Below are 12,315 nucleotides of genomic sequence, written 5' to 3'. Positions count from 1 at the left end.
CAGATTAAACTGACCAAAATGGTTCTTTGATGAGGGTGAAGAATTAAAACTTATGGTACTGTAAGGTGAGCTATTAGGTTACTATCTTTCATAAAATTTTACGTTATAAAACTTGTTAATTTCTAGCTATTAAAAATCATCTATTACAAATGCGTGTTGATTTTATCTTTCTAAAGTTTAATTAGACTTATTATAAATAACTGCAAATATAGAACGAAAATATTTTTATGCAAGATTTTTTTTCGTTATTTCTCTTTGATAAGTCTTATGATCTTGGATAGCGACAAAACAATTATGACAGCATATATCAGAATTCATTCGCAAGGTAGAACTAGGAATGCGCAATTGGCTGGGGTGGAGAAAAGGAAAACATTCAGCGCTATATAGCGATCAGATTGTGTATTACAAAGACTACGGACGTACTGTTCGTTGGAGATGCGGACAGGACTTGCCGTGTCGCATAGAAGAATGAAGCGAAAAGCCGTCGCTAAAAGCGAAAGTCCGGTGACTATTGAATCTAATAAGGCAATCATCAGATTTACTACTTAACAAGATGCCCAAACTCGTTAGGGTTGGTAATCCTGATCACGGAAAATTTATCGTAAAAGGTAAAGTGATCGATCGGATTTGTGTTCAAAAGCAAACTTGATTCCCAATGAAGGAAATCCCGCCCTTTTAACAATAATATTATAAACCGGTTACTCGACGTATCCCGGGTTTTGAACCAGCAATGGTTTTTTCTTATCTCATCCCTGGAAAGCAGGGCTCATGTGCCTTATATTTCTCGGTGTTTATCGAGCTGTACGTTTTTTAAACACTAAGTTTTATTAAAAAAAATAATAACAACCTTGCCAATTGAAAAAATAGATTACTAGAAAAGAACATAAAAAAGGGATCGTACCACTTTATTTTTGACACGACCCCGCGACATCCAAACTATTTTTGCCGTTCCAGAAAAGCAACAAGTGAAGCAAATTCTTCCACGGTTAGGGAATTTGCTAATCCTGCTGGCATCATCGAGTTAGGCATTTCTTTTCGGGAAGCAATATTGTTCTTTTTTATGGTTGTCACCGAACCAGCAATATCTCTCAATACAACGCTAGCTGCAGTTTCTTGGGTCACAAATCCCATATAACTCTTTTTATTTTTTGTACTAATCAGCACCGTTGCAAAGCCCTGAGAAATAGAAGCATTCGGTTTCAAAATAGATTCTGCAATTTGTTCACGATTCATAATCGCTCCAACCTGGCCCATGAATGGCCCTTTCATCGGTTCACTTTTGCTAATGCTATGGCAGGCAACACAGCCTTGTTTAGTAAAAAGCGCCTTACCTTGAGACGGATTACCTTTTATTTTGCTTAACGTTAATAAAATATCCTCTATGGAGGTTTTACCCACCTGTCCTTTTTGATTCTTAATTTTCTCCAAATCTACTTTTTTCTCTGGTGTTTGTTTTACAACCACTTGCTTCTTTACCACGTTGAAAGCTGCAATTTCCATACGGAATTTATCATTCAAACTAGCAAAAAATGGTTGCTTTGTTGCCCCTGCTTTTAACGCTTGTGCTGTTAAGAATTTTTCTATGACAGGCGATGACTCCCAATCGATAGCTTTATAGTATGGTCCGTGAGAATCAGGACGAGTACCCCACCACCATGAGGCGTCGTAAGCCGTTTCCTTTTTATATAAACGCGCTAAGGTAACCAAGATTTTATCCTTCAATTTTTGATCCTTTGTTTTCCCATAAGCCCTTATTAACCCTTCAATGGCAACTGGGTCATGCATATAACGCAAGGCCCACAAAGCCAAATCAGGACTTTCTGTCCCTAAGAAACCTATACTAGCATTTACTGCGTTTAAACGAACTAAAGCTTGCACAGCCAAATGTGCTGGAATAATTTCCGCATTTGGTTTATCATGTGGTCCTTCCGTACCCTTGAGCGGGGCAACAAAAGAAGCCGGCACAGGTGTTTGTAATAAAGCATTGGCAACTTCGACACGTCCAAGCCGGCCTAAGGCCACTATCGAAGCTGTTTGAACACGCACGGATGGGTCTTTTAATCCCGCAATAAACGGATCAACTGGAACCTTTTCTAATCTACCTTTACGATCAGCAAGTGCACGCAAAGCAAATTCACGCAGTTGGTCTTCTTTTACAAGGTCGAGTAAGGCAGGAATCGCTTTTTCTTTTGCCACCTGTGCATACGTATAGATTGCGGCAACACGCGTGCTTAAAGGTAAATCCGTGTTCTTTGCCAAACTCAAAGCAGTAGCAGCTGCTTCATCAGCCGGTCTGGAAAGTAGTTCCTGAGAAGCATACAGCCTAGTTGTTGCGCTAGCCGATTTTAATAAGTCAGCCAATTCAGAAACTGATGCCTTTTTAATGTCAGGGAACGCGGTGTAGGTCCATCCCTTAGGAACGACCCGTACGACATACCCTTTATCTGGGTTACCGGCATAACCAGCACCATCCCAGGCTGATAAATATAACCTGCCCGAACCATCCACGTCCAAATCAGTAATTTGCGGTAACTTAATAAACTCTTCTTCTTTTTGCGTAAAGCTTGGTCCATCTGGATGCACATGATGCAAGTAAAGGAAACTTCTTCCCCAGTCGGCCATCATGGGCACCTTATTATATTTCGCAGGCCAGGTGTCCTCGTCCATATAAAGTGAACCTGTGCCCGATCCCCCACCTAACATCGCTAAAGCTGGAATGATTTCTTCCGTAAAATTCTGGAATAATAAAGGATATCCATACTCACCGGACTGAATCTGATGGGAGAAACGGATGTCCCAACCACCACCGTCATTGGTATTATCTCTTGTAAAAATATTCATAAAAGGATCGATAGCAACATCATAAATATTACGTAACCCATGCGTATAGACCTCCAGTTCTGTCCCATCTGGGCGAACGCGTAGAATACCACCACCGTACATGGACAGTTTTTTTCCATCCGTGCCTTTAGCATTATGAAATCCAAAATCACCTACAGCAATGTAAACCCAACCATCGATTCCCATGCGAATGCCATTGGTCGCGTGGTCAGTTCCCCTTTCCTGGATGTATTTAGCATTGCTCAATCCAACCACCAGCGATTTGGGGGATCCGTCGGCGATACCATCATGATCCTTATCCTCAAACACAACTAAGTCCATACCTGTCGCTACGCCTGTTGTCGCATCGAAAGTAGTATGTAAGACAAAAACCTGATCACCTAAGATAAAAATACCGCGCGGATTATCTACGCGCGCAAAATCAGTATGTTTATCCATTTTACCGTCATTATCCAAATCAACAAATCGTCGGATAAACCCCTTGCCCATATCTTTTCCTAACGAACCTATCATATCCACCCCCACATATACTTCGCCTGTCGGTGCTACCGCTAAACAAGCCGGGCTTGGTGTTAGATCTGGCCCCGTAAAGGAGGTCATCAATAAATCTTCCGGTGCGCCAGATAAGGTATCCAAACTATCTTGCAGCATTGGTACAGTATCAACATAGGAAAGTGCGGTTATTCTTGTTGGTGATTTGGGGTTTTCGGCCGTTTGGGTCAAACCCAATAATAGTGGGAAGAGGATTAAGTTTAATGTCTTTTTCATAGGTATAGTAGGTATTTGTTGAATAGATAACAGATCCTTTTATCAAAGGAGTATCTATTTATACAGCTTATATAATATAATTGTTATTCTCTAGTTGTTTTTATTTTCGGTTTAGAGGCAGTTATTCCGCCAATAGCAAGCAATAAGATATTTCACCAAATTTAGGTCAGACCTACTGATCAAAAATGTGGTAAAGGCTCCTGAGGCGTGGGCACAAGTTCATGTTCATAACGGGCACTTGTTAGAAGTGCTGCATTACGCAACCACTTTCTACAACCAAAGATAAAAAATCACATCACAAAAAACTATAGTCTAGCTCAATTCTTTTGAATCTAATTCAATACCTGAAAATCTTGCATTAACAAAGATCCACACGGCGTAACTTAGTTAGAAAAGGCGTATTTAATGGGGTGAAAATTTTGTTTTGCAATATGAGAAGCATTGGCTATTGACTACAAACTTAAAGTCGCCTTTTCATTTTTAATTCATAAAAAATTTCGGGGATATTTCCTGTTCCTTATTATTAATATTTAATGTTGTCGAAGGTAGCGAGCCAATAATTTTTAAGTCTGCATTTTACAGTAACAAGAATCACGTGATAATCTTACGTGCTTTAATACTAAAAACCGCACCATTTTACTTTTGATACAACCCCACAAACGAACTATCACTTAAGGTTTTAATAAAACCAATAATATCATCTTTTTCCTTCTCACTCAACGGTATGCGATTTTCATTCTGTTTTAAAATTGGGTCGAGGTTTTGGGCCTCTAAAACACCTTCATCAAAATAATCCAGAACCGCCTTTAAAGTAGCAAACTGACCAAAGCTTCCATAGGGTGCGGTATACTCGGCATTCCGTAATGAAGGGACGCGGAAGCTCATAAAGTCTTCTTCTGCTCCTGTTACTCGCGCTCGACCAGCCTCCTCTATACTGGGATTCAACGGAAACCCTACATTTCTGAAACTCTGGTCTGTAAACAGTTCTGTACTATGGCAACTTGCACATTTTATTTTAAATAGTCCAAGGCCCCGCGCTTCACGTTCGGTAAATGTTTCACCCTGCTTTCTTTTTACTTTATCGTATTTACTGTCCGCTGAGATTAACGTATACTGATACTGCGCCAGACTTTGATAAATCTTATCAGGCGTAATATCATCGTCGCCGAATGTTCTTCTGAAAAGCTCCCTATACTGGTGGTCCGTTTCTAATTTGGAAATGACCTCCAAAATAGACGAGTTCATCTCTTCATGCGTAATTATGGGCACCAATGCCTGTTTTTCCAATTGTAGAATGTTTCCGTCCCAATTATAAAACTGCATAAAAGCCAAATTTTGGAGCGGTGGTGTGTTACGAAGACCCACTCTATCATAAACCCCAATTGCCTGCGCCTGATTATCGGAAAATGCCATCGAGGGGTTATGGCAACTGGCACAGGATACCGTGTTATTGCCGCTGAATTTTTTCTCATTGAATAATTTCTCTCCCAGTTCTACGCCATATTTTGTTGGCCTGTTTTTAGCAAACGAAGTATTCAAAGAAGGAAAGCCCGCTGGTATATCCAAATGCATTTCAGGGTTCTCAAAAGGTAGCATTTCAATATGATCCTCTTTGTTGCAGGATAGCAGCAACAAGAAAATCGATAACATTGTGATTACCTTTTTCATGTCTCTTAAAAATATATAATTAAAAAGAGCCACCGCAGCTTGGCCGGGTGGCTCTTCGCTGAAATTCTAGTTTTTTACCGCACTAACGGAAAACATTCCAGAGATATCGCTGGAACCGTCTCCGCCCAAATTGTCTACAAATAGCAGCATGTTAACCGCCGTATGCGCGCTTGGTGTTGCATTGTCATCCCCTAATGTTATTGTATTCGTCTTTCCGCTCAATAGTTTATCGAAGTCTGCATTGATGGTAATCCGTGGTGCAGTCCGTCCAACCATAGCATTATTTGGAAGTGTGAGTATAATATCTCTATACGCATCAACGCCTTGGGTATAGGAATCAGGGTCCCCATTTGTTCCTTCCACTGTACTTCCGGTATGGATAGACAACTCCTTATTATCGGTGTCGTAGAAGCCTTCAATCTTCGTGAAACGATAACCCGTACCCCACTCCCAATGCATTTCTGTATCGTTTGCCCCCGCACTTGCGTAAAAGACTGGAAACCTTGCTTCATCTAGCGTATTCAATTCCGTCTTCACGCCCAAACCGAACTTTATTTGTTTGTATTCTCCAGCTGGAATGTTGCTCAGCACATAATCCAAGGTTTGTGGCTTGGATTGATCTACCACGGCCGCCCCTTTATCTAGATCATTAATATTGTAGGGGATTTCTCCACCTTCAGCTTTTATAAGACGGATATTACTTACCACGTATTTCAATTCTGAAAAGTGATGTACCTGTCCCTCAGCAGAAGTATTCGCTGTGGCAGAAGTAGCGTCACCGAGTACGATCGGTACGTCTTTAAATGTGTTATTAAAATGTAATGTGATATTATTAGCAACAGAGTTCTGCTCACTCTTACTGCATATTCCGGTATATAGTTTACCACTATTCCGCTGCAAAGTTTACCAGCCATTCCGGAGGATACTTTACCACTATTCCGGGGTAAAGTTTACCAGGTATTCCGATACAAAGTTTACCAAGTATTCCGGGGTAAAGTTTACCACTTTTAGACATTTTGATGTTTTAAAAGGCTGACATTCCGGCATATACTTTACCGCTTATTCCAGGGCAAAGTTTACCATTAAGAGTGTTTAAGTTCCATATTTTTTAGTTTTGTTAAAGATCAAAACTAAAAGAGATATGGCGAATAAACTACTCACTATGCAGAAATTACGTAACATTCTACTATTCCTTAATCGAGGTTATTCCGAACGAGCAATAGCCAAACAGACCGGAGTCTCTCGACCGACAATCCATCTTTATTCGGAGCTGTTTAAAGCTACAGGCAAGGATTATTCCACTTTACTAGCTCTAAAAGATCATGAACTAAATTCGATAATCGTTTCAAAAAAAGAACAAAATGAAGAACCGGTTGATTTAAGGAAATTTCAATTTCAACAACAGGTTGGTTATTTTGCTAGTGAACTTAAGCGAGTTGGAGTTACGCGATACCTTTTATGGCAAGAACATCTTAAGCTTTATCCTGATGGGGTTCAATATTCGAGATTTTGCGAACTTTTAGATAAAGAACTTTCATCTCGAAAGGCATCTATGCACTTTGAGCATGAACCGGCCGTATTACTAGAGATCGACTTTGCTGGCTCAAAGCTCGCGTATGTAAAGCGGGAAACTGGAGAGGTAACCGAATGTCCAGTATTGGTTGGCGTATTGCCTTTTAGTGGATATTGTTACCTTGAAGCCCTTCCTGATGCATCCTTGCCAAATGTGATCCAATGTCTAAACAAAATGCTAGCGTATTTTCAAGGAGCTCCGCTTAATGTCATTTCCGATAATATGAAGCAATGGGTCACACGAACCTGTAAATATGAGCCTACCTTTCCTGTCCTCCTGGAACAGTGGTCGCTCCACAACAAGGTCGGGTTATTGGCGACTCGTCCTGGGCGGCCTAAGGATAAACCGTCGGTAGAGAACCAAGTACTGATTTCTTATCGACGAATATACGCTATGTTACGCAATGATATCTTTCATAGTCTGGACGAACTTAACCGTGGTATTCTCGAAAAAATTAAGGAACATCATGAATTAAACTTTCAAAAAAAGAGCTTCAGTCGTAAAGATTTATTTGAATCCGAAGAGCAACACCTATTGCAAAAATTACCAGAAAGTGCCTTTGAGATTCGGCACACTACAAAAGCAAAGGTGCAAAAGAACTATCATGTCGTTGTCGGAGAAGACTGGCACTATTACAGCGTACCGCATTCATATTTAGGAAAAGAAGCAACCATCGTTTATAACACAAGTCATGTAGAAATCTACATTAAACTGGAAAGGATAGCTATACATTCCCGCAGTTATAAGAAACATGGATACTCTACAAATATTGACCATATGCCCGAGAACCATCGAAAAATTGCAGAAAGCCGAGGTTGGGATCCCGACTATTACCTACAAAAGGCAAAAGAAAACGGCCCCTGCACCCATCAATTTGTCTCCAAACTAATGGAGAGCAAGGTATCCATTCATCAAGCTTACAGTCCTTGCCAAGGAATACTCCGATTGATCCGCACTTACGGTGCTGAACGTGTCGAAGCGGCATGTAAACGCGCTTTACTCGGGTATAGGTATAATCACGGGGTTCTCTATAATATTCTAACGAATAATATGGACAAGTTACAGGAAGAGCCTGTCTCAGATGTTTCTCCAATTCCCTCGCATAACAATCTTCGAGGCCCTGAAGGGTTTAGCGGACTAAATTAGAAAATATTAATAATCAATAAAATGAACAATCAATCAACATTAGAACAACTTAGTGATCTCCGACTATTCGGGATGGCTAAATGTTATCAGGCAATGCTAAATTTGCCAAGCCACGAACAAGAGGACGCATACACATTAGTGGGTATGCTATGTCAAGCAGAAATCGAACAGCGTAATTTTAAACGAACAGAAAGGTTACTAAAGAATAGTAAGCTACGTTACAACGCATTACTGGAAGAGGTTATTTGTAAATCTGAGCGGGGGTTATCTAAAGAAATGTTAATCACACTCTCCGATGAGAACCTAATTTCCAGGTCACAAAATGTACTTATACACGGAGCAACAGGATGTGGTAAAAGCTACCTCGCATGTGCATTAGGTAGAAATGCCTGTTTATTAGGCTACAAAGTCCTGTATCTTGCCATGAATAAGTTTCTTGAAGCTATTGCACAAGCCAAGCTTGATGGGACCTACCTGAAATGGATGAGGAGCATAGCTGCTCATCCAGTAATCGTATTAGATGATTTCGGGCTGAAACCTCTTTCGCACGATGCTAAAATTGCCCTACTTGACATTCTAGAGGATAGGTATGGGAATGGCTCAATTATAATTACATCTCAGTTACCGTTGAACAAATATTACGAGTTCATTAATGAACCGTATCCGCCCTACGAACTACATATTTGATTGCCCGATAATTTGTTTATAGTTCTGGGGATATAGCTCCTTGATGTTCTTTTGGTTTATGGACATGATATTTTCCAGCGTATACTTTAGCCACTGAAAGGGGTTTACCTCATGTTTTTTACAGATAGCGAAGAACGAGTAGATCATCGCAGCACGCTGCGCTGCCTCATGGCTTCCCGCAAAGAGGTAATTTTTGCGTCCCAAAGCAATTACTCTGATTTTATTTTCAATTTCGTTATTATCAATTTTTAGATTTCCATCGTATAAATAAGCTGATAATGCATCCCATCTTGCATAGGCGTAAGCCATTGCCTTTCCGATCTGACTTTTTGGAAGTGTAGCTTTTATTTCTTCAAATATCCATTTGCCCATTTCGTTGATGATATCCAAAGATTGATCTAGACGGATCTGTTTGGTCTGATCAGCGCATAGCTGCTCTTCTTTTGCTTTTCGCTCAACAGCATATAGTTGCTGGATCATCAATAATGCCTTTTCAGCTCTTGGTTTATCATTGTCCAGTGATTTTTCAAATTCGCGGCGAGCATGCGCCCAACAGGCCAGGTGCGTCACTTCTTTCTTTTTGCCGTACTTTTCATAGACCGAGTATCCATCGGTCTGGAGATAGCCTTTGAAATTCCCAAGCATGGGCACTGCGGCGATGCCACCACGGGTGGGGCTATAATCAAACAGCACGGTTCCGTCCAGGGGAGCGTGATAGACCCAATAATAACCTTGATGGGCAGCGCCTTTTTTACCGCTATCCAGTACTTTTATTGGGTCGAGTAGGTAAGGGGAATTTCACCCCGAACCTCTCACAGCACCGTGCGTGACAGTCTCCCGTCACACGGCGCTTCCAGATCAGCTTTACCTTGTCTAGTACGGCCTAGCTAATGCCCAATGAACAAATAAGTTTGGATTCTGTTTATAGATCTTCTTCAGCCAAAGATGTGCTCGCCCTCGTCCCATCTTCTTCCGTTCCATTACCCATCTGACCAGCTTCAAGTTGATCCAATACCAAAGCCCATAGACCGTCCATTTTGAATAAACGCAATAATAGTTAATCCATCCTTTGGACATCCTGTTGAGCCGCTGTGCAATCCCTTGAATATCCCCGAAGAACCGTCGATTTACTACCTCCTTCACTTTCTCTCGCACGGATTTCTTGGCATCCTCGCTCATACATGGAAAGTATGTAAGTTTCCAACCGTTTTTAGTTGGTCTGCCCAGTGGTCGAAATGTATGACCTAAGAAGGTAAACGAAACTCCTGCCGAGTTTGATTCTCGGTGAACGGAGTTTCTACAGTATGCGATTTTTGTTTTCTCACTGTTAAGTTCAAGTTTACATTCTTTCATCCGTCTAGCTACTACACTTTTAATAAACTTAGCTTGGTTTTCTGAAGTGCAATGAATGATTGCATCATCACAATATCGTTCAAAAGGCATGTTGCTGTGGTATTTTTCCATCCATTTGTCGAAGACAAAATGTAGAAAGATGTTCGCTAGCAATGGGCTTATCACTCCGCCTTGCGGCGTGCCTTTTTCCCGCTTCTGCGATTCGCCCTCAACAAACACCCCCACTTTGAGCCAGCGTTCAATGTAGATAATTAGCCATTTCTCCTTGGTGTACACGCGCACCGCTTTCATGAGAAGTTCGTGGTCGATGTTATCGAAGAACCCACGGATGTCCAAGTCTACCACCCAACTGTAGTACCCACAATTTTTCACCGTTTTTGCCAGTGCGTCATGTGTATTCTTATTTGGTCGATAACCATAGCTATCTTCGTGAAAGCTTGGCTCTACCATAGGTTCAAGATAGCTTTTGACCACTTGCTGCGCAATTCGGTCTGACACTGTAGGTATACCAAGTGTCCGATAGCCTCCACTTTTCTTCGGAATTTGTACTGCACGTACTGTCTCAGGATGATAGCTACCAGAAGTCATTCGGTTCCAGATTCTATATAAGTTATCTGTTAACCGTTCTTCGAACTTCTCTAGGCTCTGGCCATCAATACCAGCACTTCCTTTGTTTGCCCGCACTTTGCTGTAAGCATCTAATACCATTTTCTTGGTAATGGGATGTTGCTTTGTTTCATAGTAATCAATCATCCGTTTTACTGTTGTTGTTTATTATAAAAACTAATCTGGTCACTCCCTTCCCTCCATTTCCATTACAGAAGTTTCATCGGTACTACGAAGTGATCCGTCCCTGTAGGAGGCTTCGGAGATTTGGGCCTTGTATATTTGTTATACTTGTGCTCTCTCCTTGACATCCTCCTACAAGTTCCCTTGTTCCATACGATCGCCTGATCCAAGTTCCTGCAGCCTCTGCACCGCCTGCCGTCCAGCCAACACCAGTTTACTGCCGCTGGACTCTAGTCTCGGCCACGAAACTTTTTGTCCGATTTTGACAGGATATGATCGATAACGATACTTTAATATGGCTATTCACTCTCGTTCAGCTCCTTGGATCTCACTTGATAGTTACATCACTACCTTTTCTCTCGTCGCTCAATACCGCTTCCTTTCGGAAAAGCAGCACCACGGAGTAGTTTGTTGGATATGTCTGTCATCTCCAACGGCAGGCCAAACTGCCATCAATCGTACAGCATGCAGCCTAGCCTTAGGCTGCTTCAAGGCACACAGTTTCATCCCGTTGGAAGAACCATCCCAGAGGACCCAGGTGGAAATCATTTATCCTAACGGGGTCTGCGTAAAGGTGGAGGCTGATCTCGGTCTAGTTTCACAGTTGATCCGGCTGTAAATATGTTTTCATTGGGCTCTTCCCATAAATTCTACCTATATGACAGCCCCTGCGACATGAGAAAATCATTTGACGGGCTATGTGGCCTGGTGGGTTCTGTTATGAAGCGCGGAGCTACTAGTGGAGAGGTTTTCGTCTTCTTGAACCGGAACCGTACCCACATCAAGCTCCTTCACTGGGAAAACGGTGGCTTTGTACTTTACTACAAACGTTTGGAGCAGGGAACTTTCCCTACCCCAAAAGATCCAAAGATTGAACTCTCCTGGAGTGAGCTGGTGCTGATGATTGAAGGCATTCAGGTGATAAAGAGTATTCAGAAAAAACGATATTCATTACTATAAAAACGAGCTTTTTTGTTGATAAAAAGCAGGTAAATCCGTATCTTTAAGGTATGGAAACAGCGCTGGAAAACCTCTCAAAAGAGGACCTTCTGAAGGTCATTTCCAGCCGTGATGAAAAGATAGATTCACTTTCCAAAGACTCCTCTTCTAAAGATGAAAAGATAAAATCACTTTCCCAGGAACGTGAGATACTTTCCCAAGAACGTGATTACCTGAAAGCACAGGTGGAGATGCTCAAACGCATGCAGTTCGGCCAGAAGCGCGAGCGCTTTGAGGGCGACCCCAAACAGATCATGCTGCCTTTTGAGGTTGATGCTGTAGAAGAGGCTAACCAAGAAGAAGAAACCAAACAAAAGATTGAGTACACCCGCAAACGTCCAAACCATAAAGGGCGGGCGAAGTTGCCTGAACATCTACCTGTTGAAGAGATCGAGATCCATCCCCAAGGTGATCTAACCGAAATGGTATGCATCGGAAAGGAAATTACGGAAGAACTGGAGTGCGAGCCAGCCAAGTTCTATATCAAACGT

At 41.7% G+C, this 12,315-nt stretch carries 7 protein-coding genes and 2 pseudogenes; 4 read left to right on the top strand and 5 right to left on the bottom strand.

Annotation, left to right across the window (positions count from 1 at the left end):
* Positions 1-936 precede the first annotated feature (936 nt).
* The 3 genes from FM107_RS13615 to FM107_RS13605 form a co-directional block, all read right to left on the bottom strand.
* A complete protein-coding gene (locus FM107_RS13615; RefSeq protein ID WP_086949034.1) occupies positions 937-3,609 on the bottom strand; it encodes a c-type cytochrome in 2,673 nt (890 codons plus the stop codon).
* 636 nt (positions 3,610-4,245) lie between these two features.
* Complete coding sequence (locus tag FM107_RS13610) at positions 4,246-5,277, bottom strand: cytochrome-c peroxidase (protein ID WP_086949033.1); 1,032 nt, start codon at positions 5,275-5,277, stop codon at positions 4,246-4,248.
* Positions 5,278-5,343: 66 nt separating this feature from the next.
* The gene (locus FM107_RS13605) at positions 5,344-6,177 is read right to left on the bottom strand and encodes an MbnP family protein (RefSeq protein ID WP_086949032.1); all 834 of its coding nucleotides are present in this window, start codon (positions 6,175-6,177) and stop codon (positions 5,344-5,346) included.
* Positions 6,178-6,418: 241 nt separating this feature from the next.
* Here FM107_RS13605 and istA point away from each other — a divergent pair, with 241 nt between their 5' ends.
* Both istA and FM107_RS13595 read left to right on the top strand, forming a co-directional pair.
* Positions 6,419-7,996 (top strand): IS21 family transposase, encoded by a 1,578-nt coding sequence (istA, locus tag FM107_RS13600; RefSeq protein WP_086949031.1) that lies wholly within the window; start codon positions 6,419-6,421, stop codon positions 7,994-7,996.
* Between the two features lie 21 nt (positions 7,997-8,017).
* Complete coding sequence (locus FM107_RS13595) at positions 8,018-8,683, top strand: ATP-binding protein (RefSeq protein WP_086949030.1); 666 nt, start codon at positions 8,018-8,020, stop codon at positions 8,681-8,683.
* On the opposite strand, the pseudogene FM107_RS13590 reads toward FM107_RS13595, so the two are convergent.
* Both FM107_RS13590 and ltrA read right to left on the bottom strand, forming a co-directional pair.
* Positions 8,672-9,460 (bottom strand): annotated as a pseudogene (locus tag FM107_RS13590) (IS66 family transposase); the annotation flags it as partial. The gene FM107_RS13595 and the pseudogene FM107_RS13590 overlap by 12 nt on opposite strands.
* Positions 9,461-9,556: 96 nt before the next feature.
* On the bottom strand, positions 9,557-10,789 hold the full coding sequence (ltrA, locus tag FM107_RS13585) for a group II intron reverse transcriptase/maturase (protein WP_086949029.1): 1,233 nt from the start codon (positions 10,787-10,789) through the stop codon (positions 9,557-9,559).
* Positions 10,790-11,446: 657 nt separating this feature from the next.
* Here ltrA and tnpB point away from each other — a divergent pair.
* The gene (gene tnpB, locus FM107_RS13580) at positions 11,447-11,785 is read left to right on the top strand and encodes an IS66 family insertion sequence element accessory protein TnpB (RefSeq protein WP_086949028.1); all 339 of its coding nucleotides are present in this window, start codon (positions 11,447-11,449) and stop codon (positions 11,783-11,785) included.
* Positions 11,786-11,835: 50 nt separating this feature from the next.
* Positions 11,836-12,315 (top strand): annotated as a pseudogene (locus FM107_RS19750) (IS66 family transposase); the annotation flags it as partial.

The organism is Sphingobacterium sp. JB170 (genome assembly GCF_900163865.1).
In the GTDB taxonomy this organism is placed as follows: domain Bacteria; phylum Bacteroidota; class Bacteroidia; order Sphingobacteriales; family Sphingobacteriaceae; genus Sphingobacterium.
The sequence above is the reverse complement of the archived record's forward strand: the minus strand, read 5'-3'. Positions and strand labels throughout refer to the sequence as shown.